The organism is Aquabacterium sp. NJ1, from assembly GCF_000768065.1.
In the GTDB taxonomy this organism is placed as follows: Bacteria; Pseudomonadota; Gammaproteobacteria; order Burkholderiales; family Burkholderiaceae_C; genus Aquabacterium.
Window position 1 is genome coordinate 1,881,014 of record NZ_JRKM01000001.1, and the last position, 26,825, is coordinate 1,907,838.

The 26,825-nt window shown below is 66.5% G+C and carries 18 protein-coding genes; 6 read left to right on the forward strand and 12 right to left on the reverse strand.

Annotation, left to right across the window (positions count from 1 at the left end; genetic code table 11):
• The first annotated feature begins 7 nt into the window (after positions 1-7).
• The gene (gene thiD, locus JY96_RS08085) at positions 8-1,618 is read left to right on the forward strand and encodes a bifunctional hydroxymethylpyrimidine kinase/phosphomethylpyrimidine kinase (RefSeq protein WP_035036484.1); all 1,611 of its coding nucleotides are present in this window, start codon (positions 8-10) and stop codon (positions 1,616-1,618) included.
• A 169-nt stretch (positions 1,619-1,787) separates the two neighbouring features.
• Positions 1,788-3,632, forward strand: a complete 1,845-nt coding sequence (locus JY96_RS22090) for a sensor histidine kinase KdpD (protein ID WP_052162267.1) — start codon at positions 1,788-1,790, stop codon at positions 3,630-3,632.
• Between the two features lie 24 nt (positions 3,633-3,656).
• Here the strand turns inward: JY96_RS22090 and JY96_RS08095 are convergent, their stop codons facing one another.
• Positions 3,657-4,142: an AtaL-like protein gene (locus tag JY96_RS08095; RefSeq protein WP_035036488.1), complete on the reverse strand. Its 486-nt coding sequence runs from the start codon at positions 4,140-4,142 to the stop codon at positions 3,657-3,659.
• A gap of 219 nt (positions 4,143-4,361) precedes the next feature.
• Here JY96_RS08095 and bioB point away from each other — a divergent pair, with 219 nt between their 5' ends.
• From bioB to ppk2, 3 genes are all read left to right on the forward strand, one after another.
• Entirely contained in the window at positions 4,362-5,471 is a 1,110-nt protein-coding gene (bioB, locus tag JY96_RS08100; RefSeq protein ID WP_035036490.1) for a biotin synthase BioB, read from the forward strand.
• A 93-nt stretch (positions 5,472-5,564) separates the two neighbouring features.
• The gene (locus JY96_RS22095; protein WP_052162268.1) at positions 5,565-8,132 is read left to right on the forward strand and encodes an ATP-binding protein; all 2,568 of its coding nucleotides are present in this window, start codon (positions 5,565-5,567) and stop codon (positions 8,130-8,132) included.
• A gap of 130 nt (positions 8,133-8,262) precedes the next feature.
• Entirely contained in the window at positions 8,263-9,429 is a 1,167-nt protein-coding gene (ppk2, locus tag JY96_RS08110; RefSeq protein WP_035036493.1) for a polyphosphate kinase 2, read from the forward strand.
• A 24-nt stretch (positions 9,430-9,453) separates the two neighbouring features.
• Here the strand turns inward: ppk2 and JY96_RS08115 are convergent, their stop codons facing one another.
• From JY96_RS08115 to JY96_RS08165, 11 genes are all read right to left on the reverse strand, one after another.
• On the reverse strand, positions 9,454-9,951 hold the full coding sequence (locus JY96_RS08115; RefSeq protein WP_035036495.1) for a DUF4442 domain-containing protein: 498 nt from the start codon (positions 9,949-9,951) through the stop codon (positions 9,454-9,456).
• 51 nt (positions 9,952-10,002) lie between these two features.
• Positions 10,003-11,415, reverse strand: coding sequence for a DUF1501 domain-containing protein (locus tag JY96_RS08120; protein ID WP_035036497.1), 1,413 nt, complete (start codon positions 11,413-11,415; stop codon positions 10,003-10,005).
• A gap of 13 nt (positions 11,416-11,428) precedes the next feature.
• On the reverse strand, positions 11,429-13,066 hold the full coding sequence (locus JY96_RS08125; protein WP_081961128.1) for a DUF1800 family protein: 1,638 nt from the start codon (positions 13,064-13,066) through the stop codon (positions 11,429-11,431).
• A gap of 91 nt (positions 13,067-13,157) precedes the next feature.
• Complete coding sequence (locus JY96_RS08130; RefSeq protein ID WP_035036499.1) at positions 13,158-14,582, reverse strand: DUF1501 domain-containing protein; 1,425 nt, start codon at positions 14,580-14,582, stop codon at positions 13,158-13,160.
• Positions 14,583-14,596: 14 nt separating this feature from the next.
• Complete coding sequence (locus tag JY96_RS08135; protein ID WP_052162270.1) at positions 14,597-16,339, reverse strand: DUF1800 family protein; 1,743 nt, start codon at positions 16,337-16,339, stop codon at positions 14,597-14,599.
• Between the two features lie 152 nt (positions 16,340-16,491).
• Positions 16,492-19,818, reverse strand: a complete 3,327-nt coding sequence (locus tag JY96_RS08140; protein ID WP_035041724.1) for a carboxyl transferase domain-containing protein — start codon at positions 19,816-19,818, stop codon at positions 16,492-16,494.
• A gap of 87 nt (positions 19,819-19,905) precedes the next feature.
• Positions 19,906-20,136: a hypothetical protein gene (locus tag JY96_RS08145; RefSeq protein WP_052162917.1), complete on the reverse strand. Its 231-nt coding sequence runs from the start codon at positions 20,134-20,136 to the stop codon at positions 19,906-19,908.
• A 181-nt stretch (positions 20,137-20,317) separates the two neighbouring features.
• Complete coding sequence (locus tag JY96_RS08150) at positions 20,318-21,829, reverse strand: methyl-accepting chemotaxis protein (protein ID WP_152606401.1); 1,512 nt, start codon at positions 21,827-21,829, stop codon at positions 20,318-20,320.
• 162 nt (positions 21,830-21,991) lie between these two features.
• Positions 21,992-22,858 (reverse strand): hypothetical protein, encoded by an 867-nt coding sequence (locus tag JY96_RS08155; protein ID WP_035036501.1) that lies wholly within the window; start codon positions 22,856-22,858, stop codon positions 21,992-21,994.
• A gap of 95 nt (positions 22,859-22,953) precedes the next feature.
• Complete coding sequence (locus tag JY96_RS08160) at positions 22,954-24,168, reverse strand: acyl-CoA dehydrogenase family protein (protein WP_035036503.1); 1,215 nt, start codon at positions 24,166-24,168, stop codon at positions 22,954-22,956.
• A 130-nt stretch (positions 24,169-24,298) separates the two neighbouring features.
• Positions 24,299-25,609: an acyl-CoA dehydrogenase family protein gene (locus JY96_RS08165; RefSeq protein ID WP_035036505.1), complete on the reverse strand. Its 1,311-nt coding sequence runs from the start codon at positions 25,607-25,609 to the stop codon at positions 24,299-24,301.
• A 120-nt stretch (positions 25,610-25,729) separates the two neighbouring features.
• On the opposite strand from JY96_RS08165, the gene JY96_RS08170 reads away from it, so the two are divergent.
• Entirely contained in the window at positions 25,730-26,779 is a 1,050-nt protein-coding gene (locus JY96_RS08170) for an AraC family transcriptional regulator (RefSeq protein WP_035036507.1), read from the forward strand.
• The last annotated feature ends 46 nt before the right edge of the window (positions 26,780-26,825 follow it).

The following is a 26,825-nucleotide window of genomic DNA, read 5'->3' on the forward strand; positions in this document are numbered from 1 at the left end:
GGTGACGATGGACAAGCCTCCCGCCATTGTCTGGAGCATCGCCGGGCACGACAGCAGCGGTGGTGCCGGCCTGAGCGCCGACCAGCGTGCCGCCGACGCCATGGGCGCGCACCTGTGCCCGGTCGTGGCCTGTGTCACGGCCCAGCATTCATCGGGCGTCGAGGCCATCTTCCCCCTGCCGCTCAAGCAGCTCCAGGCCCAGTTGGCGGCCCTGAGCGAAGACATGCCGCCCCAGGCCATCAAGACCGGCCTGCTGGGTGATGTGGACACCATCCGTGCCGTCGCCACCTGGGTGAGGCAACTGCGCGAGCAACACCCCGGCCTGCCGCTGGTGGTCGACCCCGTGCTGGGTGCATCGGCCGGGGGCGCGGCCTTCAGCAACGAGGCCGTGGTGCAAGCCTACCGTCGTGAGCTGCTGCCGCTGGCCACCTTGATCACGCCCAATCGGGCCGAGGCCTTGCGCCTGCTGGGCAAACCCGCCCGGCACGATGGTGACGCGCACGAGCTGCCCGACCTGGCCTCGCTGCTGCGCGCCATGGGGGCGCAGGCCGTGGTGATCACCGGGGGTGACGCCCCACAGGCTGACTGGGCGCAAGACTGGATGGACACGCCCCATGCCCAGGGCTGGTTGTGCAGCCGCCGCGTGCCCACTCGCCATCACCATGGCAGCGGCTGCACCTTTGCGAGTGCCGCCGCCAGTGCCATGGCGCACGGGCATGTGAGTGCGGACGCCGTGGTGCTGGCCAAGATGCTGACCACGCAGGCGCTGCGGCACGCCCATGAAGCCGGCCGTGGCCCCGGCCCGGTCATGGCCAGTGCCACGCAAGCACTCGGCCCCCTGCCCTACCTGGGCCTGGGACGCGCCCTGCCCTGGCAGGTTCAATATGGGGCACCCGACGGCGCGCCCTTGTTCCAGCCCTTCGAGCCGCCGGCCGATGGCCTCTACGGCATCCTGGCTGACAGTGCCCAGCTTGATGCAGCGGCACGCACCGGCCTGCGTTGCCTGCAACTGCGACACAAGCCACACGAAGGCGTGCAAGCCCACATCGAGGCCAGCGCAATCAGCTGCATGGCGCACGGCGCCCTGCTGTTCATCAACGACCATTGGCAAGCAGCCTTGCAGCAGTGCACACACGCTGACTTGCAGCTCGGCCTGCACCTGGGCCAGGAAGACCTGCTGGCCTTGGACGAAGCCGGCCGCGCGCAATTGCTGGCCGCCCGCGGGCGCGTGGTGCTGGGCCTGAGTTCTCACAGCGCCTGGGAGCTGGCACGTGCGGCAGGCTGCGGCGCCAGCCTGATCGCCTGCGGCCCGGTGATGTCCACCACGACCAAGGACATGCCCTGGATGCCGCAGGGCGAACACAACCTGCGATGGTGGGCCACGCACAGCCCTGCCCCCGTGGTGGCCATCGGCGGGCTGCTGACACCGGCTGACGTTGAACGATTCTCGGCGTGCGGGCCTGCCGCACTGTGTGTGGTTCGCGGCCTGGGGCCCTCGGAAACCGACATGCGCGAACGTGTCCCGCCACTGCGTGCTGCCGTGCAAACAGGCCGAGCCAAAGGCAGCAGCCCGGAGTCGGCCTCGCCCGTCATTTCTCTGCCCAACCCCGTGCTGTAGTTGCACAACGGCCCCACCACCCTGCTGGCGCCTCGCTTTTCAGGGGCAACGCTTTCTGATAGCGTTGGGGGCACCCCGCTAGCGCGAGCCATCGGGTGACAACAAACGGAGGAAAGCCCTGATCACGCCCCCCGTCCGTCGGCCGCCTGCCTGGCGCCTCTACCTGTACGTGCTGGCACCTTCGCTGGTGATGGTGGGTCTGGTGGGTGCGCTGGCCATTTGCAGCGTCAAGATGCTGGGGGCGGTGCGCGGCTATGTGGGCGGCGAAAGCCTGTGGTCCAAGGCGCGCAGCGAGGCCGTGCAGCACCTGCGGGAATACGCCAGCAACCATGATCCCCGTGCCTTCGCCCAGTTCGAGGCCGCGCTGAAAGTCCCCCTGGGTGACCGGCGTGCGCGTGAAGGCCTGATACAGGCCCACCCGAACATGGCCGTCATCCGCCAGGGTTTCCTCGACGGGGGCAACCACCCAGACGACATCGACGGCATGATCCAGCTGTACCTGTACTTTGGTCAGCAAGCCTTGTTCAAACCCTCGATCCTGGCGTGGGTCGAAGGCGATGCCCTCATCACGCAATTGCAGGACACGGCCCAGAAGCTGAAGCAGCAAGTGGGGCAGCAAGCGGCGCCGGAGGAAACCCAGGCCACGCTGGCCCACATCAACGAGCTCAACACCCGCCTGTTCCAGGCGGAGGTCACCTTCAGTCGCAACCTGGCACGCGCTTCCCGCATCACCGAACAGCTGTTGATCGGGGTCATGGCGCTGGCGGTCGTGGGGCTGTCCCTGGCGGGCTACATCTTCATGCGCCGGGGGCTGCAGCGCCAGCAAGCCTATCAACAGGATCTGGCCCGGGCCAACCGGCGTTGGGAGCTGGCCGTGGTCGGCGCCGAACTGGGCTTGTTCGACATGGACGTGAACGCTGCCACGGTCAACCTCGATGCCCAGGCCGCCACCTTGTACGGCCTGCCCCCAGCGACCGTGACCGTGCCGGGGCAGACCTTGCTCGACCGCATGGCCCCCGAAGACCGGCAGCGCGCGAAGCAGGCGCTCCAGGACGCCAAGGCAGGCCACAGCCTGTTCAGGCTGACCGTGCGCATCATGCTGCCCGATGGGCAAAGCCGCTACCTGGAGACGGTGGGCAGCCTGCCAGAAGATGGTGATGCCACAGCCCCCCGCCTGATCGGCGTGGTCCGCGACGTCACCCAGGAGAAGGCCCGCGCGCGGCTGGCCATCGAGCGGGATGCCGCCGAGAAGGTGGCCGCTTCCCAGCGGGCCTTCCTCTCGCGCCTCAGCCACGAACTGCGCACGCCGCTCAATGCCATCCTGGGCTTCGCACAGCTGCTGTCGATGGAGCACATCCAACCTCTGCCCGCCACGCAGCACAAGCAGGTGGAATGGATCCTGGACGCCGGCCACCAACTGCTCAAGCTGGTGGAGGACGTACTGGACCTCAGCAAGGTCGACGCGGGCGAGATCGGCATGAGCCTGCAGGATTGCGATCTGGGCACCGTGCTCGACAGCAGCCTGGTTTTGATCGAGTCGGCCCGGCAGCAAAACGACATCAGCATCATCAACCGCGTTTCGGGCGGCGCGCTGCGGGTGGCAGCCGATGCCCAGCGGCTGCAGCAGGTGCTGGTCAATCTGCTGACCAATGCCTGCAAGTACAACCGGCCCGGGGGCCATGTGACCATCGATGCGCACGAAGAAGGCGAGCGGGTGTGCATCGACATCGCCGACAACGGCATCGGCCTGACGCCGGAAGATGCCGCCTCGCTGTTCCAGCCCTTCAGGCGGGTGGCCGCGGCCTCCGTGGGGATCGAGGGCTCGGGGCTGGGGCTCTACATCGTCAAGCAGCTGGTGGAGCGCATGAGCGGCTCCGTGACGGTGCGCAGCGAACACGGCGTGGGCTCGCGCTTCACCGTCAGCCTGCCCAGGGCCTCGTCGCAGGCCGAGCAAGCGGGCCTCCCGGCGGCTGCCCCCGCTGAAGCACTCAAATCCGAAGCGCTCAACAACTGAAATTCAAGGGCAGCGGCTCGATGTTCAATGGCTGAGTGATTCGAACTCGCCGGCGTCCAGCCACTCGCGCAGGCTCTTGACCATGTCGCGGTCGTTGTGCAGCCAGGCGTTGTGGCGGTACTCGTTGTAGTAGGCCTCTTCAGCGGTTTGCTCGCCCAGCGCCAAGTACACGAAACGCAGCACCATCTGCCGGGCTTGCGGCTCTTCGATGCTGATGGTCAGGCGGATGGGCGCCGTGCCCCCATGTGGCCGGGGCGTGAACTGCAGGCTTTGTTGCGCCACCGCCAGCACTTCGTCTTGCATCTCATGCTGGCCAAAGCGCAGGGTGCGCGCAAACACGCCGGGCGCGGTCTCCTGCCATTCACAAGACTCCGGGCCATTGGGAAAACGTTGAGGCGCCTGCACGCGCAGCATCAGGCCCAGCCACAGCTGCGCGCGGGTGAAGCCCGGCACCACCGTTTGCACGGCCAGCTGGGGGGAATTGATTTCAATGATGTGCTCGAAACGCATGGCGCGAGCTTACTGCAAGGCCGATGGGCCCAGGTGGGCAGGTGGCACAGGGCAGGCCACGGATTTCACATGGCTGAAGCCTGACCCCAATGTTGACGTAAATGCCATCCCGCGTCATGAGGCTGATCCCAACGTCACCCAGGTTAGCCCTGGGGCAGACTACACTCGCATCTGCTTGTCTCGTCAACTCCCGCCGCGTTCAGGCGCGGCCGACCGTCCATGTCTCAGTGCACGACCTCCTCCCAGGCTGAAACCTCATCCCTGAAGTCAGCGGAACCGGCTGCCAAGCCCATCCAGATCGTGCCCAAGAAAGCCGTGCTCAACAGCCACGGCTGCGGCGGCGACTGCACGGACCACGACGACAGCAACGCGCCCTGGCCACGCGTCAAGGTGCTCGAACTGCTGAACCTGCCCTTCAACGACCTGATGTGGCAGGCCCAGCATGTGCACCGCGCCCACTGGGACGCCAACGAGATCGAACACGCCACGCTGCTGTCGGTGAAGACCGGCGGCTGCCCGGAAGACTGCGGCTACTGCCCGCAATCGGCCTCGCACGACACGGGCGTGGAGGCCAGCAAGCTGATGTCGCCCGACGAGGTGCGTGAAGCCGTGGTGGCCGCGCGCGATGCCGGCGCCAGCCGCTTCTGCATGGGCGCCGCCTGGCGCGCCCCGAAAGACCGCGACATCGAGAAGGTGGCCGAGCTGATCGGCGTGATCAAGGACGAAGGCCTCGAAGCCTGCTGCACCCTGGGCATGCTGACCGACACCCAGGCCCAGTCCCTGAAGGACGCGGGCCTGGACTACTACAACCACAACCTGGACACGGCCCCCGAGCTGTACGGCGACATCATCTCCACGCGTGACCTGCAGGACCGCCTGGACACCCTGGGCCATGTGCGCAACGCCAAGATCAAGGTGTGCAGCGGGGGCATCGTCGGCATGGGCGAAACACGTGAAGGCCGTGCCGGCCTGATCGCGCAACTGGCCAACCTGCCCACCTACCCCGAGTCCGTGCCCATCAACGACCTGGTGCGTGTGCCTGGCACCCCGCTGGCCGACACCCCGCCGCTGGACCCGCTGGAGTTCGTGCGCACCATCGCCGTGGCCCGCATCACCATGCCCAAGGCCCGTGTGCGCCTGTCCGCTGGCCGCCAGGCCATGAGCGAGGCCGTGCAGGCCCTGTGCTTCCTGGCGGGCGCCAACTCCATCTTCTATGGCGACAAGTTGCTGACCACCGGCAACCCGGCCTTCGACAATGACCAGGCCCTGATGAAGAAGCTGGGCCTGCGCAGCGGCAAGGCCGTGACCGCCCGGGTGGACGCAGCGTAGGCTGAAACCGACACCCGGTTGTTCCCTCAATCGGCCACCCCATGAGGACGCCATAATCATGTGACTCCCCTGCCCCAGGGAAGGAGCGCATTGATGCAGGTCACTCGTCGCCAGCTGTTCAGCCTACGGGCCACCGTGGGATACGTCGTGTTCGCTGGCGCCTGGATTTTGTTGTCCGACCGGGTGCTGGAAACCTTCAGCGACCCGCACACACTGGCACGCTACTCCACGCTCAAGGGGCTGATCTTCGTGGCCCTGACGGCCGCCATCTTGTGGTTCACGCTGCAGAATGCGCCCCCCGAAGAAGACATCCACCTGATCGACGAGGCCCCGCGTCAATCGGCCGGCCTGCAGGTCTTGTGGGGCCTTTTGCCCCCCTTGCTCGGCGGGGCCGTTCAATGGGCCATCTGGCCACAGATCGACCCGTTCGCCTGGCTGCTGCTGTACCCGGCGGTGTTCACCGCGGCATGGCTGGGCGGCTGGGTGTCGGGCCTGCTGGCTGCGGCCCTGTCAGCCGCCATCGGTTGGTACGTCTTCACCCCCCCCTTCATGGCCTGGACGCCGGACAAGCCGACATCGCTCATCGGGATCGGCGTGTTTTTCGCCATGAGCACGCTCCTGAGCCTGATCATGGCCTGGCTGCGCAAGGCCGAACACCGCGCGGGCAACAGCAAGTTCGAAGCCCTGGTCGAACAGACGCTGGCGGGCATCTACATCATCCAGGGCGAGCGTTTTCGCTACGTCAACCCCGAATTCGCGCGCATGCTGGGCTACGCCAGCCCCGATGAGATCATCAACAAGGTGCCGGTCAGTGCGATGGTCTCGCCACACGACAAGGCCCGCGTCGCCGAACACCTGCATAAACGATTTGACGACCTGAACAAGGCCGTGCGCTACGGCTTCACGGCCATGCGCCGCGACGGCGACACCATCGAGCTGGAAGTGCATGGCCGCGGCCTGGACACCAGCACGGGCCGGGTGATCATCGGGCTGGCGCTGGATGTGAGCGAGCGGCGCCAGACCGAACACGCCCTGCACGAAAAACAGGCCCTGCTCGACCGCATGAGCGCCCTGGCCAAGGTGGGGGGCTGGCGCATGGAGGTGGGCACCAAGCTGGGTACGCGCACCGACGGCGCCGCGCGCATCCTGGACCTGGACCCCAGCCAGCCCGGATCACTCTCGTTCCGCGATGGCCTGAGCTACTTCAAGGGTGAACACCATGCGCAGATCACCCAGGCGATCCAGCGGGCCGTCCAGCAAGGCCAGCCTTACGCACTGGAGCTGGAGCTGATCAGCGCCAAGGGCGTGCGCAAGTGGATCCGCACGCAAGGCGAGCCCATCTGGGAGGATGGGCGTGTGGTGCGCATCGAAGGCGCCATCCAGGACATCAGCGAGGTGCAGCAGGCCCGTGCGGCCCTGCAGGCGCACCAGGAGATGCTGGAGCAGACCGTGCGCGAACGAACGGCAGAGCTGGAGGTGGCCCGTCAGGAGGCCGTGCAACTGGCGCGCATCAAGTCCGAGTTCCTGGCCAACATGAGCCATGAGATCCGCACCCCGCTCAATGGCGTGCTGGGCCTGGCACAGATCGGCTACCGCGACCACAAGGGGCCGGCCCGCCAGGTGTTCGAGCAGATCATCGCCTCGGGGCGCCTGTTGCTGGGCATCATCAATGACATCCTGGACTTCTCCAAGATCGAGGCGGGCAAGCTGCGCATCGAATACCAGCCGCTGGACCTGCACCAATTGCTGCGGCGTGCCATCCAGCTGGTGCAGGACAAGGCCAACGAAAAAGGCCTGGACCTCATCGTCGAGATCGATCCTGAACTGCCGGTGTCCTGCCTGGGCGACGCCTTGCGGCTGGAGCAGATCCTGCTCAACCTCTTGTCCAACGCGGTCAAGTTCACCACCCATGGCGCGGTGCGCCTGGCTGCCTGCGCACGTGAGGATCGCCTGGTCTTGAGCGTGACCGACACCGGCATCGGCATGACGCCCGCCCAGCTGCAAGGGCTGTTCCGGCCGTTCGAGCAAGCCGACGGCTCGACCACGCGGCAATACGGCGGCACGGGCCTGGGCCTGAGCATCACCAAACGCCTGGTGGAGATGCTCGATGGCGCCATCGACGTCCGCAGCAACCCGGGTCAGGGCACATGCTTCGAGGTGGTGCTGCCGCTCGTCCTGGGCGAACAGGCGGCTGCCCCTTCCTCCTCGGCCTGGATGGCCTCTGCCCCGGCCCCGCTGGATGGTGCAGAAGCCCCGCGGGCGCCCAGGCTGGCGGGCGTGCGCGTGCTGGCGGCCGAAGACAACCTCGTCAACCAGATGGTGCTGAGCGAATTGCTGGACTATGAAGGCGCGCAAGTGACCATGAGCGAGAGCGGCAGCGCGGCCATCTCGCAACTGGCCCAGCATGGCGCGCAGGCCTTTGACCTCGTGCTCATGGACATCCAGATGCCAGGCATGGACGGTTATGAGGCCACACGGCAGATCAAGGCCATGGCACCTGGTCTCCCGGTGATCGGGCAGACGGCCCATGCGATGGCCGAGGAGCACGCCAAATGCCACGAAGCCGGCATGGTGGACCTGGTGATCAAGCCAATCGAGCTGGAGGCCCTGGTCCGCACCATTCGGCGGCACGTGCCGGCCTCGCCCGCCGCCCCGCGTTGACCGGGCTGGTGAAGCGGTCATTTGGCCGTGAAAAGCAGGCTTAGACCTGACATGGTCTGCCCGTGCAAAGGCGCACGATAGGCGCAAGGTGAGCGTCCGTCTCACACCTGAGCCTGTTGCCCTTTGCGCCATGGATAAAAAACAGCCAGCCCCCCGCTCCGGCCGCGCCGCGACCAGACAAGCGCCCGCCCGCACCAGCAGCAAGCCACGGCGCGCAGCCGCGGGCGACGTGATCCCGTCGAGCCGACAGCGCCGCATCGAGGCCATCGTCAGCGAGCAGGCCACGGAAGCGGCGCAACAAGCCAAGCTGGCCGCATTGCACGACATCGTGCGCCAGACGCCACCGCAGGATCTGGCGCAGGCGCTGGAGGCGGTGCTCAAGGGCTCATCACCCGATGACGCGGCCTTGTTGCGCGCCACCTTGCAGGGCAAGCTCAACGGCAGCGCGCCCAAGCTGAACCCCGACGAGGAGCTGGCCCCGCACTGGCGCGATGCCACCACCTACCCCTACAACAACCTCATGGCGCGCAAGAGCTATGAGAAGCAGAAGTACCGCCTGCAGGTCGAGCTGCTCAAGCTGCAGGCCTGGGTGAAGGCCACCGGCGCCAAGGTTGTGATCCTGTTCGAGGGGCGTGACGCGGCCGGCAAGGGCGGCACCATCAAGCGCATGATGGAGCACCTCAACCCGCGTGGTGCCCGCGTGGTGGCCCTGGAAAAGCCCAGCGACGTGGAGCGCGGCCAGTGGTACTTCCAGCGTTATGTGCAACACCTGCCCACGGCCGGCGAGATCGTGCTGTTCGACCGCAGCTGGTACAACCGCGCCGGTGTCGAGCACGTGATGGGCTTTTGCACGCCCGAGGAATACCGCGAGTTCATGCGCCAGGCACCCGAGTTCGAACGCAACCTGGTGCGCTCAGGCGTGCACCTGATCAAGTTCTGGTTCTCGGTGAGCCGCAAGGAGCAGCGCCGCCGCTTCAAGGAACGCGAGACCCACCCGCTCAAGCAGTGGAAGCTGTCGCCCATCGACATGGCCTCGCTGGACAAGTGGGACAACTACACGCGCGCCAAGGAAGCCATGTTCTTCCACACCGACACGGCCGATGCGCCCTGGACGGTGATCAAGAGCGATTGCAAGAAGCGCGCACGGCTCAATGCCATGCGCTACCTGCTCTACAAGCTGCCGTATGCCAGCAAGGACCTGGCCAATGTGCCGCAACCCGACCCGCTGCTGGTGGGGCGTGCCAATGTGGTCTACGAGCGCGGCGAAACGCCTGCGGTGGCGCACGACGAGAACTGATTCAGACGCGGCGCATTCACGCGCTCAATCGCGCTTCTTGGGCACCCAGGCCCAGACCATCTCGCACTGGATGGGCTCCTGGCCCGACTCGTCGGTGATGCTCACCGGCACGGTGACCTCGCCCTTGTCCTGCGTTCGGATCAGCTGGATCTGATCGGGGCGCAACTGGGCCACCGCCTTCATGTTGCCCACCGAGCGCTTGAGGTAGTCCACCTTCAGCGTCTTGATCAAGGGCAGCTTGTCGTCGGGCAGGTTCATGCCCACGCAAAAGCCGGTGGCGGTTTCGGCCAGCAAGGCCATGGCCGCCGCGTGCACGCCCTTGATGTGGTTCTGCACCTTGCGCTGGTTGCGGATGCTGACCACCACGCGGGAACTACTGAGTTCCTCGAAACGCAGCCCTCCTGTACCGACCAGCGGCACCACGCGGCCCAATGCGAAGCTGAGCGCCCACTGGCCAATCAGGGGCAGCCCCCGCAATTTGGCGACGGTGCGGCTGAGTTGATTGGGCTTGCTGCTGCTCATGCGGACTCCATGTGAACTGGGGCCGCATGGTAGCGGATCACAGCACGCGGATCACCCCCCTGCGGCAGAAGGCGTCGCCAGAAGATCCGCCAGCACCGCAGGGTCGAAGGCCGATGCATGCGGCGCGATCAATGCCTGCTGGTCGGTGCTGCTCACGCCCATCCAGCCGGCCAGCGCGGCCGCCAGTTGGTCCACGGCCATCGAGGGCAGCAGGCGGCCCTGGCCAATGTCCTGCGCGCCTTGCAAGCCAGGGTCAGGCAAATCGCCATAGAAGCGCCCGCCGCGCACGGCACCACCCAGAACAAAGTGGTGGCTGCCCCAGCCATGGTCGGAGCCATCGCCGTTGCTGCTGAGGGTGCGGCCGAAATCGCTGGCGGTGAAGGTCGTGACCTGATCGGCCAGGCCCAGCTCGTTGGTGGCATCGCCAAAGCTCTTGAGCGCGCAGGCCACCTGGCCCAGCAGCACGGGGTGGCGGCTCATCAGGTTGTCGTGCGTGTCAAAGCCGCCCAGGGTGACGAAGAACACCTGCCGCTTGAGGCCCAGCTGGCTGTGTGCCGCGATCATGCGGGCCACCATCTTCAGCTGCACAGCCAAGCCGTTGTCTGACGCAAAGGCCGTGGTCATGGCATCCGTGCCTGCCAGTGCAGCGCTCAGGCTGGCCTGGGCGTCAATGGCACGGCTCATCACCTGTGCGTGCGCGCGCGCCATCACGTGGGTGCTGCTGGTCTGGGTCACCACGCGCTTGAACAGGGCCGAGCAGGCGGCCGAGCCGTACATCGTGCCGTCTATGGGTTGCAAGGGCGCGGGCCCGTAGGGGTTGAGCATATAGGGCACCACCTGGTCACCAGACACGTACACCGCGTTGCCCGCGAGGTTGATGCAGGTGAACGCGGCCTGGCCATTGCCTGAGGCGAACAGGTCCCCCAGGCGCCCACCCCACCCCGGCTGCGCGCCTTCCTGGTGGTAGGACTGCCAGGCCGATTGCTGGTCATTGTGCGAAAACAGCTTGGGTGGCAAAGGCACGTTCTGCGCCTTGAAGCCCGCCAGCGTGGTGGGCTGCACCAATGGCCCGATGTTGAGCAGCACGGCCAGCTTGCCCGCATCGAAATACGGTTTGATGGGCGCCAGCGCGGGGGCCAGGGCCATCTGGCGTGCGCCAGGCAAGGCCACCGTCGGCTGCAGGGCCGTGGCCAGCAAGCTGCTTTGGGGCAAGGCCAGGCTGCCGCGCGCAGTGGCATACGGCGCGTAGCTGGCACTGTCAAAGGGGATGAGCGTGTTGGCGTGGTCGTTGCCGCCCTGCAGGAACACGCACACCAGGGCCTTGTAGCCGTCGGATGTGGACGTGGCCGCGGCGGCATCGGCCATGGCCGCCAGGTTGAAGGCCCAGGGCGCCGCCGAGCCCATCATGGACAGGGCGCTGGCACGGCGCAGGAAGGCGCGCCGGCTCGCATCGATTCGAGACATGAGGGGCCTTTCTTCAGCGTTGAACCAGGAACTCGGGCGCGCACAGCACGGTCAGCATGGCGGTGAGCACACGCCGTTTGGCGCCATCGGGCATGTCCAGCGGCAAGGTCGCCAGCGCGGTGGTGAGGTCCGACACCAGGGCGGCGGACAGGCTGCGCCCGGTGAACAAGAGGTTGATGCGGTCGACCAGCGTGGCGGGGTCGCTGGCCAGGGGCAACCAGTCGCTGTAGTCCACGCTCACGTTGGACGCCCCGTTGGGCAGGATGCCGAAGAGGAAGTTCACGTAGCCGATCACCGAGGATTCGTCGGTGATCTGGAACTCGGGCGCCACCAGGCCTTGCTGTGCCATGGGCGTGTTCAGGGGCACGTAAGCAGGCCGGAAGAAGTTGAACACCGAGGGCGCTCGCAGGGGGCTTTGCCCCAGGCGCTCGGGCGAGGACAGGTCACCCACGCCCCACAAGCCGTCGCTGCTCTGAAGCTTGACCACGCGGGCCCATTGCAGGAAGCGCAGGATGGGCTCACGCAGCTTGCCGATCTCGTCGTCGGGCAGCGGGGACAGCCTCAGGCGGGCCTCACCGTCCATCAACACCGCACGGATCACGGCCTGCAGGTCACCACGTACCCCGGCCCCGTTGTCATTGAAGACACGGGCCACGCGGGCAATGTAGTCGCCACTGGGGTTGCTGCTGGTCAGGCGCTGGATCAGCTGCCTGGCGATGAAGGGCCCGACATTGGGGTGCGCGCAGATGGTGTCCAGTGCCTGCTTGAAGGCCAGTTCGCCGGGCGTGTTGCCCGGTATGGTCGTGCCCAGAAAGGCTTTGACGAGCGTGCTGTGGTTGGCCGCCGTGAAGACCATGGGGCGGCGTGTGTAGTCGGGTGTGGTGCCGTCAAAGCCATCGAGATCCCAGCCGGTGAACACCCGGGCCAGGCCGGTGATGTCGTCCATGTTGTAGGTGTCCACAGCCTGCCCCTTGGCGTCCAGCCTGGGTGAGCCGTCGATATTGAGCTGCACCAGGCCGATGGTGAACAACTGCAGCAACTCGCGTGCGAAGTTCTCGTCGGGGCGGCGGCCGCTGCCGTCTTCCTTGCTGCTGCCGCGCATGCTCAGGTACACGCCCATGGCCGGCGACAGGGCCACGCGCTCGATCAGGGTGCGGAAGGTGCCAAAGCAGTTGGCCTCCAGCGTTTCCCAGTAAGCCACGCACAGCAGCTGCCCCCAGGGCACCGGCATGTTGCGCACCGACACGACGAAGATCTCTGACAGGGCCAGCACCACGCGCTGGCGCAGCACATCGGGCGCGTTGATCAGGCGAAACCACAAGGCGTTGTCCACACCCACGTCGGTGGACTTGTACTGCGCGGCGTGGAAGCCCATGGCCTGTGTCCAGGCCCACAAAGGGGTGGACAAGGGCATGGCGAATTGCTTGTCCAGCCAGGGGCCGTAGCCCAGCTGCATCAGGTCTGCGGCGTCAGCGGTGGTGGCGGCCACGCTGGCCTGGCCCAGAAACCGCGCCGCATCGTCCTCGGTGGGGGGCCCCAGTTGCTCATCGGTACACGCAGCCAGCAAGCCCGCGGCCACGCCCGCTGCAGCCAGCACAGCTAGAGACCGATCAGCCCGCTGGTCTTGCGACACGTCCTCGCCTGCATCCACGACACGCTCCCCATTTGATGTTCATGGAGGGCGAATCTAAGTAATGCAATCACATGAGACGCAACCAGTTGTTGATCTGGCAAACCCTTGGTCAGAAGAGCCCGGCCAACGGGCTCGGCCCCGGGAACTTCGCCAGATGCGGTGCGATCTGTTGCAAAGCACCGGGATCTGTTACGCCCATCCAGCCGGCCAGGGCCGCAGCCAGGTGATCCACCGAAGTGGTGGGCAGCAAGCGCCCCTGACCGATGTTGTGCTCACCAGCTTCGAAGTCGCTCACGTCGGGCCAGGTGCCGTAGAGTTGCCCGCCCTTGACGGCACCGCCCATCACGAAGTGGTGGCTGCCCCAGCCGTGGTCCGAACCATCACCATTGGACGTCAGCGTGCGCCCGAAGTCACTGGCCGTGAAGGTGGTGACCTGGTCGAGCATGCCCATGTCTCGCAGGTCGTTGTCCAGCTGGGCCATGGCTTCAGCCAGCTTGCCCAGCAGGCCCGGGTGTGCGCCCTGGAAGTTGTCGTGCAGGTCAAAGCCCCCCATCGACACGAAGAAAACCTGGCGCTTGATGCCACCGGCGCCGCCCAACTGCCCATGCGCTGCGATGATGCGCGCCGCGGTGTTGAGCTGCTGGGCCAGCGCGTTGCCTTCAAGGTAGCGCGCAGGTGGCACGCTCACCGTCGCGAGCTGCTCGATCAGCTGGCTGTTGGTGTTCATGGCACGGCGCATGATGGCGCTGTGCTCCTTGGCCAGGCGGTGGACAGTGGGTTGTTCGGTAGAGACGAGGGATCGAAAGGCATCCACACAGGCTTGTGAGCCAAACAGATTGGCCGCGTCCTTCGCCAGCAGGGGCACTGGCCCCTGCGGGTTGACCATGAACTGCCCGGCCTGTTGCCCAGCCAGGTACACGGCATTGCCGGACAGGTTCACGCACGTCAGCGAGGCCGTCGCGTTCTTGGACAGGCCGGCATCGCCAATCAGACCGCCCCAGCCCACGGTGCTGCCCTCTGCGCCATAGGACTGCCACACCGATTGCTGGTCGTTGTGGGAGAAGAGCTTGTCGGGCAGTTCCACACTGCGCTGCTGGAACTGTGTCTTGCTGGTCGGTTCATGCAGCGGGCCGATGTTGAGCAGGACAGCCAGGCGCCGTTGCTCGTTGAAAAGCGGCAGCAGCTTGCCCAGGGCCTCGGGCAAGGCCAGCGTGGGGGCACCGGCCGCATTCGGGCTGACGGGCTGCAGTTGCTGCGCGAGCAGTTTCGACTGGGGCAAGGCCAGCGCCCCTCTGAGCCGCGCATACAAGGCATAGCCGGCGTCGTCGACCGGGATGATGGTGTTGCCCTGGTCATTGCCCCCATGCAGGAAGATGCAGATCAGGGCCTTGTAGTCGTCACTGGCGCTGGCCTGTGCGGCGGCGGCCTGCGCCATGCCGGCCAGGTTCATGGCCCAGGGGGCGGCCACTGCGGCCAGGGACAAGGTGCCACTGCGGCGCAGGAAGCCTCGGCGGGTGATGTCGTTGTGGTTCATGCTCGTGGGCTCCCTCAGCGCTGGATCATGTAGTCCGGCGACGTCAGCATCAGATAGAAAGCGGCCTTGACGCGGTTGGCCAGGCGCACGCTGGTGTCCGCAGGCATCGTCTTGATCGCGGCCACGATGACATCGACGGTGACGCTGGCCAGGTTGCGCGCCGTGAGCATGAGGTTGAGGCGATCGACCAGCTTGACGGCATCGGTGGCCAGCTCCGTCCACTCGCTGTAGTCGACCACGATCTTCATCTCGGGGGCGCCATCCAGGTGCAGGAGCATGAAGTTGGCATAACCGACCACGGTGGACTCGTCGGTGATCTGAAACTCGGGCGCGACGAAACCGTCGGCGCTGACGCCGGAGTTGAGCGGCACATAACCCGGGCGGAAGAAGTTGAACACCGAGGGTGCACGCATGGGGCTTTGCGCCAGCCGATCGGCAGTGGACAGATCCGGGATGGACCAGGCGCCATCAGACGACGTCAGGCGCGCCAGACGGCCCCACTGCAGGAAGCGCAGCATGGGTTCGCGCAGCTTGGAGCGCTGCACGGCCTCGATACCGGTGAGCGTGTCACGGGCCGTGGGGTCGGTCAGGATGGCGCGGATGACGGCCTTCATGTCCCCGCGGATGCCTTGCCCGTTGTCCTTGAACTTGGTCGCCACACGCAGCACATAGTCCGGTGTCGGGTTGCTCATGACCAGGCGCTGGATCAGTTGTCTGGAAATGAAGAAGGGCACGTTGTGATGCGCGCAGATGTGGTCCAGGGCCTTTTCCAGGTCGCCGGCAGCGTCGTTGGCCTTGGCGGGGATGGTCAGCCCCAGGAAGGTCTTGCTGGTTTCGTCATGCAGTGAGGGGACGGGCACCATGGGGCGGCGTGTGAAGTCTGGCGTGGTGTCGCCGTCATAGGCCGGCGGGGTGCCCACATGGTCCACATCGAAGTCCCAGCCACTGAGCACCTTGGCCAGTTGCATGACGTCTTCATTGCTGTAAGTGTCCTGCTTGGTCGGCAGGCCGTTGTCATCCAGCACCTTCAGGCCAATGGTGAACAACTGCAGCAACTCGCGCGCGTAGTTCTCATCGGGGCGGCGGCCGCTCACGCTGTCGGCCTTCTGGCTGCCCCGCATGCTCAGGTACACGCCCATGGCCGGTGACAGGGTGATGCGTTCAATCAGTTCGCGGAAGTTGCCAAAGCAATAAGTCTCCAGCGTGTCCCAGTAGGCCAGGCAGGCGAACTGGCCCCAGGGGATGGGCAGGTTGTTCATGGAGACCACGAAGATCTCGGACAAGGCCAGCACGATGCGTTGGCGCAGCACGTCCTTGGCATTGAACAGCCGGTACCAGAGGATGTTGTCGACGATGGTGTTCTTGGCGATGTTGGCGGTGCCCTCGGCTTGCCCCAGGTCCTTGGCGATCTGCCACAGCGAGCCGACAGGCTTCACGGCGAACTGCTGGTCCAGCCAGGCATGGAAGTCCAGCTTGCCGGCGATCAGCGCATTGACTTCAGCCGTGGTGGCGCCCAGGCCAGCCTGGTCCAGGAAGCGCACCGCCTTCTCTTCTTGCTGCGGCGTGACGGCCTGGTCTACCTGAGACGGTTGCGCAGTGGCGCCTGTTGTCGGGGTGCCCTCACCGGCGCCGCAAGCGGCCAGGGCCGCGCTGCTGATGGCAGCCAGCCCCCATGTGCTGCTTGAGCCGGTTTCAGCTTGCTCGGGCGCACGCGCGCCCACAGGCGCCGCCAAAGCGCCCTCTTCCCTGTTGTTCATTTTGCCTGCCTGGTTTGTCTACGGGGCAGACTCTAACGCAGCGGCCACGGGGACTCAATGACCAGGCTGACACACCCCTGCAAACAGGGGCTGCGGGCTCTCACGCCATGAAAGGCGATGGGGCCAACGCGCGCGGATTGCCCTGAAACGCCTCACCAGGCATCCACAAAGGGGCGCTTGCGTCCTTGACGCGGCAGTGGCTCGGGCATGGCGGCCAGGCCGCGCACCAGCCAGCGGCGTGTGTCGGCCGGGTCGATGACGTCATCGAGCTCCAGGTGGGCAGCCATGTTGAGCGCCTTGCCCTTCTGGTAAGCCGCAGCCACGAGGCCATCGAACAGTTGCTGACGCTGCACCGGGTCCTCGATGGCGTCGAGCTGCTTGCTGAAGCCCAGGCGCACCGCGCCCTCGAAGCCCATGGGCCCGAACTCGCCGGTGGGCCAGGCCACGGTGAAGTCGGGCGCCAGCAGGCTGCCGGCGGTCATGGCCTGTGCGCCCAGGCCATAACCCTTGCGCAGCACCACGGTGAAGTAAGGCACGGTGAGGCTGGCCGCGGCCAGGAACATGCGCGAGAAGTGGCGCACGGTGGCGGTCTTCTCGGCATCGGGCCCGACCATGAAGCCCGGTGTGTCGCACAAGGCGATCAGCGGGATGTCATAGGCATCGCACAGCTGCATGAAGCGCGCGGCCTTGTCGGCGCCGGGTGCGTCGATGGCGCCGCCGAGGTGGCGCGGGTCATTGGCGATCAGGCCCACAGGGCGGCCTTCGATGCGGGCCAGCGCGGTGATCATGCCGGGCGCGAAGTCGCGGCGCAGCTCCAGCACCGAGGCCGTGTCGCACACGGTGTGGATGACCTCGCGCACGTCGTACACGCGAGTGCGCTTTTCTGGCACCACGTGGCGCAGCGTGCGTTGATCGGCACACTGCCAATCTGGTGTGCGGCCCTGGAAGTAGCCGATGTATTGCTGCGCCACCTGGATGGCGTCCTGCTCGTTGTCCACCACGATGTCGATGACGCCATTGGGCGCCTGCATGCTGACCGGGCCCACCTCTTCGGGCTCGAACTTGCCCAGGCCACCGCCTTCGATCATCGCGGGGCCGGCCATGCCGATGGTGGTGTCGCGCGTGGCGATGATCACGTCGCAGCAACCCGCCAGGGAGGCATTGCCCGCGAAGCAACGGCCATTGACGATGGCGATCGTGGGCGCCTGGCCGCTCAGTCGCGCCAGGCCGAGGAAGGTCATGTTGTCCAGCAGGCTGACACCAGGGTACTCGTCATTGGGGCGGCCACCGCCCCCTTCGGCCCACAGGATCAAGGGCAACTGACGCTGCAAGGCCAGGTGCAGCATGCGGTCGGTCTTCTTGTGGTTGATGATGCCCTGCGTGCCGGCGAACACGGTGTAGTCATAGGCCAGCACCATGCAGCGCGCGGCCTGCTCGCCGAACTGCGCGGCATTGACAGTGCCCAGGCCCGCGATCAGGCCATCAGCGGGGCTGCGTTTGATGAGTTCGTCTTCCTTGTGGCGGATGCGTTGTGAGGCCAGGGCCAGCGCGCCGTATTCGATGAAGCTGCCTTCGTCCAGGAAGTCACCGACGTTCTCGCGGGCGGTGCGATGGCCCTTGGCATGGCGCTTGGCCACGGCCTCAGGCCGGCGCTCGTCCAGCGTGACGGCATGGCGCTCGATGACTTCGGCCAGATCGGGGCGAATGTGGTCCGGGTCCAGGGCCTGCTCTTGGGCGGCATGAGCCTGGCCATCGTCTGCGGAAGGGTCCAGCGCCAGCAGGGCCTGGCCTTCGTTGACCACGGTGCCCACCTCGGCCAGCACCGCCTCCACACGGCCACCTTGCGGCGCCATGATCTCGAACTCCATCTTCATGGCCTCGATCACCGCCAGACGCTGGCCGGCGCGCACGATGTCGCCGGGCTGCACCAGCAGGGTCACGAGTGAACCGGGCACGCTGGCGTTCACGGCCACACAGCCTTCGGGCACGGCGTTGCTGCCAGGGGCTGCGGCCACGTGATCCGGGTGCCAGGCGTGTTGCAGCTCGCGCGGGCGAGGCTGTTGCGCGGCGGCTTGCAGCAAGGCGGCCACATGCAGTTGCAGCCAGCGTGTGCTGACGCGGTAAGCGGCCATGTCCTCGTGGGCCAGCAGGGCTTGCACAAAGGCGACGTTGTGGTCGACACCATCGAGACGGAACTCGGCCAGTGCGCGGCGCGTGCGCTGCAAGGCCGCATCAAAGCCCAAGGGGTGGTGCACGATGACCTTGGCCAGCAAGGTGTCGAAGCCCGGGTGGGGCTGCATGCCGGCGTGGCCGTGGCCGTCAACCCGGATGCCGGGGCCGGCAGGTGGCTCGTAGGCACGGATGGTGCCGCCGGCGGGCAGCGCACGCCCGTCCGGGCCCATGCGCTCGACATTGATGCGCGCCTGGATGGCACTGCCGCGCGGGCGGGCGATGTCAGGCTGCTGCAGTTGCAGATCAGCCAGGGACTGGCCTTGCGACAGCAGCAACTGGGCCTGCACCAGATCCAGGCCGGTGATGGCTTCGGTGACCGTGTGCTCGACCTGCAGGCGCGGGTTGGACTCCATGAAGTAGTAGGTGCTGGAGCCCGGGTGGTCCAGGTCCAGCAGGAACTCGAAGGTGCACAGGCCACGCAGCTTGACGGCCTGGGCCAGGGTCACGGCCGCATCCAGCAGGTGCTGGCGCAAGGCGGGGTCCAGACCCGGCGCGGGCGCGATCTCCACCAGCTTCTGGTGGTTGCGCTGCACGGTGCAGTCGCGCTCCCACGCATGGCTGACGGCGCCGGTGCCATCGCCCAGCACCTGCACCTCGATGTGACGGGCGCGGCGCACCAGTTGCTCGACGTACAGCTCGCCCCGGCCAAAGGCCGCCAGCGCTTCGGATTGGCAACGCGCGAAGCTGGGCGCGACGTCATCGGCTTGCTCGACGATGCGCATGCCCCGGCCACCACCACCGGCGAGCGCCTTGATCATCATGGCGGGCTGGGTGCTGTGTTCAGCAAGCTGCGCAAAGAAGGCCTGCGCCTGCGCCAGGGTCACGGCGCTGTCGATGCCCTCGGTCACCGGCACGCGGCAGCGGCGCGCCAGGGCACGCGCCTGAGCCTTGTCACCCAACAGGTCCAGCACCTCGGGTGCGGGGCCCACAAAGGTGAGGCCAGCCGCCGCACAGGCACGGGCGAAGTCGGCGTTCTCGCTCAGCAAGCCGTAGCCGGGGTGCACATGGGTGCAGCCTTGGGCCAGCGCCGCTTCCACGACTTGCGCAATGTGCAGGTAGGCTGGCACGCCCTTGCCGGGCAGCACCTGCACCGCGTCCATGTGGCAGGCGTGTTGCGCGTCCTGCTCGTCTTGCGCCACCAGGCCCACGGTGCGCCAGCCCAGCTCGCAGGCGGCGCGGGCAATGCGGATGGCGATCTCGCCTCGGTTGGCGATCAACAAGACGGGTTGGGCTGCAGAGGTGGGCATGGCGCAGGGCATGGCTGTCGGTGGCCGACGAAGCCTTGATCCTAGCCGTTGCGCCAGGGCCGGCCTGGCAAGGGCGTCCCTCGGGCGCTACACGCGGCGCAGGGCCTGCCGGATGCGCTCGACGGTATCCTCGATGCGCGCCTTGCTGGAGACCTCCAGCCCGAGCGCGCGCCCGATCTGGTTGACGATGGCGGGGTTGAGGGGCAAGCCACCCTTGTCGATGGCCGCGATCAGTTCGTGGGCCCGGCGCACTTCGGGCGGCCAGTCCTGGCGGGTGGGCAGCAAGGCGCCCAGCCCGCGTTGGCACCAGTCGGGCATCCAGCGCATCATGCGACGCCCCGCCCGGCGAGGGCAAGGTAGGCGGCGGCGCGTGTGCGTGAGCCAGGATGAAGGGTGGTGGACATGGTCAAGTCAACAAGACAATGCCCTGTATATCGGAGGGCAGCCGGGCCAACTTGAGGCGGCGGCCCGCCCCGATCCTGGCCGGTCAATTCAAAACTCAAGCCAGTTGCCCGGAATCGAAGCCCACGCGTACCGCGCCCCAGTGCCGCCCGTTGAGGTAGATGGGCATGGACAGGTCATTGATGACCTCGCCGGTGTCGCGCAGGTAACTCTGGAACAAAAAGGCCTTGGTGTTGTGGGCCAGCTTTTGCCCCACGGGGTCATCGAAGATGCGTTTGGCGCGGCAGTGGACCAGGTCGGTTTCGTACACGCCCGTGGGCCGCTGCGAGAACTTGCTGTTGTGGGCCGGCGCATAACCATTGTTGTCCACGGCCAGCGCGTACACGCACCCGGGCAGCGTGGCCAGGACCTGGTCGAACAGGCCCTGCAGGGCGGCCTCCACCTCGCCGTCGTAGCTGGTGGTGTAACGCGGCGGGTTGGCGCCTTCGATGGCACGGTAGTCCTGGTCGAACACATTGCGCCCTCGGCCCATCACGCCACCGAGGTAGCGGGTCACATCGTCCCGCAGGTTCTCCGTGGCCACCACAAGGGTGTCGAACACCGTGCCGCCGGTGCGGAACTCGGCCAGGGCGGTCTGGATGTCTTCGGTGTGGCCGCGCAATTGGTCCACACGCCGGGCCGAGCTGCTCATGGCATCGTGCACTTCATTGGCGGCCTTGGCCACGCCGTCGATGCGCGCGCTCATGTCGCGGTTGACGCTGGCGAGCTCCTGCGCGGAGGCGCCAATGGTCTCCACCGTCTCGGTCATCTGGCGAAAGTCGGCCACGAAGGATTCGAACCGGCTCACCGTGGCGGCGATCTCGCTGACCGACTCGACCACGCCCTGCTGAATCTGGGCCGTGCCTTCGGCGGTGGAGCCCACCAGGCGGATCATCTCGTCGCTGCGGTTGCTGATCTCCTTGGTCTCGGCATTGACGCGCTCGGCCAGGCTGCGCACCTCCTTGGCCACCACCGAGAAGCCCTTGCCGGCCTCGCCCGCGCGCGCCGCCTCGATGGCCGCGTTGAGCGCCAGCAGATTGGTCTGCATGGCGATCTGCTGGATGATGCCGCCGATCTCGCCAATGGCCTTGGCACGCTCGGCCAGCATGTTCACCGTCTGTGTGAACGCGTCGACCGATTGCTCGATGGTCAGCATGCGGGCCTTCACGCGCTCGAGCTCCTCCATGGAGGCCACGGCGGATGACAGGTTGCGCGTGGCGGTGTCGGCCACCCCCACGGCGCCGGTCTCGACACTGCCCGACAGCTCTATGACCCGCGCCGCGGATGCGGCCAGGGCCTCGGCATCATGGCGCTGCTGTTCGACCTTGATGGCGCTGGAATCCACCTCTTTCTTGAGGTGCGCCACGTTGATGGCTGTCTGGATGCTGCCGCCGCGCGCCGTCAGGATCAGTTCGCGGATGCGTTTGAGAAAGCGCGTGAAGGCACGAGCGGCCGGCGTGAAACCGGGTACGGCCACATCCAGCGAGGCCCGCCCCTTGTTCAGGGCGACCAGGGCGCCCGTCAGCGAACTGGACGCCAGCAGGCCAGACCACCATGTAGACCGGGACATCGCGCGCGCTCCCCTAGCTTGGACGACTCCAAAGATAGCCAAGCTGGGCGCCCTCGCCTAGTCGCAGGAGGTGATTTATCCCGATATTTTCGGACGCACCGTGTTTGTGCGTCCGAAATGCGCCACATTTGCACAAGTCAGGCTTGGTACTCCCCCGGGGTATCAGGCTTCCGCAGTCTGGATGGGGTTGGCGGCAGCGGCCAGGCGCGCCTTGAGCTGGGTGTTCTCGGCCTTCAGATCCACGATGATGCGTTGCAGGCGGGCAATGAACTGCTCATCGGTCTCACCTTCTTGCTGCGTGGCGGCAGGCTTGGCCTCATCGGGGGAGTCCAGCAAAGCCCCCACGGCAGCGGCGCGGGCTTGCGCCTTGGCTTCGCGCACCTGCTTGGCGGCCTGGCGCAATTCCTTCTTACCACCGGCTGCGGCAGCCACCTGCTCTTCCACAGGCAAGGAGGCCACGATGGCGGCGGCATTGATCGATATCTCACCGGCCTTGACCGCGGCGACCAGCTCGGGCGCGGCCGTCTTCTGGATCTTCTCGATCTGGCTGACGGTGGTGGCGCTGATGCGGGCGGCCTTGGCGATGGCTTCGCGGCTGTTGAGCGGCTCGACGGGCTTGGCCACGGCCGGTGCTTCAGTCTGGTCGCCTGGTGTGGCGGGGGTGGCCTCCGCAGACTCGGGCGCAGCCTGGGGCTGCTGTTGCACGCGCGAAGCGAGGATGTCCTTCTTGCGCAAGGCCAGCACGCCGCGCTGGAAATCCGACACGCTGCGGCGGCCCAGGTGCTGGTCGATCATCCACAGGTGAACGTCGTCCATGGACTTGAACGTGGGGTTCTGGATGGTGTTGAAGGGGATGCCGTGCTTCTGGCAGATGCCATAGCGGTTGTGGCCGTCCACCAGGACCTCGCCCCACAGGACCAGGGCGTCACGGCAGCCCTCGGCCAGGATGCTGCGCTCCAGCGCGTCGTGTTCTTCAGGGGTCAGCGGGTCGATGTAGACACGCAATTCTTCCAGGACTTGGATGTTCATGAGGCGCGGGGGCGGGGGCACTGCTTCGATCGGGGGGCCATTCTAATTGGACGAGCCCGAGCAGTGCACCGCCCACGCGGAGCGATCATCCAGCCTTACTTCAGCTCCGCCGAGCTCTTGCCCAGCAAGCGCCGGGCGATGATCAGCAACTGGATCTGCTGCGTGCCTTCGAAGATGTCGAGGATCTTGGCGTCGCGCGACCACTTCTCCAGCAAAGCCGTTTCCGTGTAGCCGATGCTGCCGGCCAGCTCCACGCACTTGAGCGCCACGTCCACGCAGGTGCGGCCTGCCTTGGCCTTGGCCAGCGAGGCTTCCAGCGAATTGGGGCGGGCGTTGTCCGCCATCCAGGCGGCTTGCATGGTCAGCAGGCGAGCCGCTTCATAGTCCGCCTGCATGCGGATGTAGTCGGCCACGGCAGCAGGCTGGCGGTGCACCGGCTTGCAGTAGTCCACCTCGATGCCACAACCCTTGAGGATGCGGCCCATCTCTTCGATGCAGGCGCGCGTCAGGCCCACGGCCATGGCCGCCACCAGCGGGCGCGTGTTGTCGAAGGTCTGCATGACCCCGGCAAAACTCTTCTCGGGGTTGACCTCGGGGTCGCCCAGCAGGTTGGCCTTGGGCACGCGGCAATCCTTGAGCAGGAAGGCGGCCGTGTCGGAGGCGCGGATGCCCAGCTTGTGCTCCAGGCGCACCAGCTCGAAACCCGGCGTGCCCTTCTCCACCACGAAGGACTTGATGGCCGCGCGGCCCAGGCTCTTGTCCAGCGTGGCCCACACCACCACCAGGTCCGCCCGGTCACCCGAGGTCACGTAGATCTTTTCGCCGTTGAGCACGTAGTGGTCGCCATCCAGGCGCGCCGTGGTGCGGATGGCGGCCGAGTCCGACCCACAACCCGGCTCGGTGATGGCCATCGCGGCCCAGCGGCCCTTGAAGCGCTTGAGCTGCTCGTCATTGGCCACCGACGCGATCGCCGAGTTGCCCAGGCCCTGACGCGGCATGGACAAGAGCATGCCCACATCGCCCCAGCACAGTTCCATGATGGACAAGGCCGTCGACAAGTTGGTGCCGTTGCGGTTGCCCTGCGACTTGTCGTTCGCATCACGGCGCACCCCGGTGGCGCCCGTGCCACCAACTTCGCTGTTGCCCTCGTTCATGCCGTCGATCACGGCGGCCAGCATGTCCAGCTCGACCGGCCGCTCATGCTCGGCCAGGTCGTACTTGCGCGAAATCGGGCGCAGCACCTCGGCAGCGGTTTCATGGGCCTGGCGCACCAGGGGCTTGAACTTGCGGGGAATATCCAGATTGATCATGAGAAACCTTTAAAGCGCAGACTCTGTGCATGCCACATCACCGACCCAGCGAACACCGCAGAACCGGCTCCGCCGGGCTGCTGGTGTTGCCCCCTTGAGGGGGCCGCCGAAGGCGGTAGGGGGTGGGCTCTTAAAGCAGCAAGCCACCTTCCATCACACCAACCGCACGCAAATCACGGTACCAACGCTCCACCGGGTGCTCCTTCACGAAGCCATGCCCGCCCAGCAGCTGCACGCCATCGTTGCCGATCTGCATGCCCTTGTCGGCACACAGGCGGCGCGCCAGCGTCACGGCCTCATCAGAAGGCAGATCGGCATCCACCAGGCTGGCCGCGCGCCAGGTCAGCAGGCGCATGCCCCCCATCTCGATGGCCATGTTCGAGATCGCAAACGCCACGGATTGCCGGTGGCTGATGGGCTCACCAAAGGCCTCGCGCTCGTTCACATAAGGGATCAGGTAGTCCAGCACGGACTTGGCGCAGCCCACCGCCATCCCGCACCAGGCCAGGCGGCCCAGCTGGATGCACTCGTTGTACACAGCCGGCTTGGCCTCGCCCAGCAGGTTGTTTGCCGGTACCGACACCGACTCCAGGCGCAAGCGCGCGCAGCCCGCCGCGCGCAGGCCCATGCTGCGGTCTTCCTCGACCGACAAGCCCTTGCTGGACGACTCGACCAGGAACAGCGCCGGGCCCGCGCCCTCCAGGTGCGCCGCCACAATGAACAACTCGGCCGTCTTGGCCAGCGGCACCATGGACTTGAGCCCATGCAGCACAAAGCCGTTGCCCACGCGCATGGCACGCGTCTGCAGCACATACGGGTCGAACAGGGCCACGGGCTCCTGCACGGCCAGGGCGGCAGCGGGCGGCTTCTCACCGGCAAAATCCGCCAGATAACGCGCTTGTTGATCCGCATCACCCCACAGCACCAGGCCCGTGCTCACGGCAGACGGTGCCAGGGCGGCAAACGCCAGGCCCATGTCGCCTTCGGCCATGGCTTCGGCGATCAGGGCATTGGTGATGGCCGACCGCTCCGACCCCATGCCGCCCAGCGACTCGGGGATGCCCAGGGCCGTGAAGCCCAGTTCGGCGCACTGTGCCAGCAAGGCCTCCGGCGCAGCATAGGCCGCGTCGGCCGCCGAGGCCGCCGGGCGCAATTGCTCCATGGCGAACGTGCGCGCAGCTTCTTGCAGGGCCGCCTGATCGTCGCTCGGGGTCAGATCAAACAGGTCACCACTGCCGCTACTCTTGGGCAGACGCTGTGGGGCACCCAGGTTCTTCACCGCCTTGAAGGCCCGGTTGGCGGCTGTCACGGTTTTGAAGCCGACTTTGGTGCCCTGGTAGAGCACCTTTTCGGTCGGTTTGCGCAGGTTGAGCTTGTCCAATTGCGGATTGGCCGCCATGCGGCTCAAAGAACGCAGGCCGAGTCGTGTGAGCGAGGTCATGGGTTGGATAAGATGCCAAGGTTGGATGAACAGTGGCAGGCATCTTGCCGAAGGCCCGCCACCAATACTTGCCCCTTTACGCCAGTCCAGTTGACCGGCCTTGCCAGAACACGCCACCCGATGCCCCTCGCCGCGCCGACCATGAAGCCGGATACCTACGCCTCAGCCCTGCGAAGCTGGCTGATCGCGGCCCGGAACGCGGTCGAGCAAAGGGGGGTGGATGCCGACGCGCTATTGCAGCAGGTGGGGCTGGACCTGTCCACTGCCACAGACCCGATGGCGCGCTACCCGGCCCACCTGGGCCTGGCCTTCTGGCAAAAGGCCGTCAACCTGATCGGCGAAGAGTTGCTGGGCATGGACGTGGCCCTGCAGTTCATGCCGCTGAACTTCAACGCCCTCGGGTATGCCCTGATGGCCTCGGAGAACCTGGGGCAGATGTACCTGCGCCTGTCCCGCTACGCCCACGTCGTGACCGACGCGGCCGACATCCGCTTCGAGGTGGACGCCGGTGCCGGCCGCCTGAGCATCCGGGGTGACTCGGCCCTGCTGGCCACGGTGGACGACGCCACCCGCTGGAGCATCTTCGACTACGCCATGCTCACGGTGGTGCGCGGCTCGCGCATGCTCTACGGCAAGGATTTCATGCCGCTGGAATTGCGCCTGCAGCGCCAGCGCCCCAAGGACCACACCCGTTTCGAGCGCGTGTTGCGCTGCATCCCGGTTTACGGCTGCCCTGACAACACCCTGGTCGTGGACCTGGCCACGCTCAACAAGCCGCTGTCGTACGCCAACACGGACGTGGTCAAGGCCAGCGAAACCACGCTGGACCGCTACAGCTCCAACCTGGGCGAGCGCCAGCTGACCGAGCAACTGGCCAATGTGTTCAAAGAACTGCTGCCCAGCGGCGAGCCCCTGCAGGACGACGTGGCCCAGCGCCTGAACATGACCCTGCGCACCCTGCAGCGCCGCCTGGCCGAGGCCCAGACCTGCTACCGCGACGTGCTCAACGACACGCGCCACCAGCTGGCCCTGAGCTACCTGGGCAGCCAGCAGTACTCGGTGGGCGAAATCGCCTTCCTGCTGGGCTTCTCCGAGGTCAGCGCCTTCACCCGCGCCTTCAAGCGCTGGACGGGATGCTCGCCGCGCGAATGGCGCAATCAGGCCGATTGAACCCGCCTCATCGGCCCCCTACACTGTCGCCCTGCCCCCGCGTCCT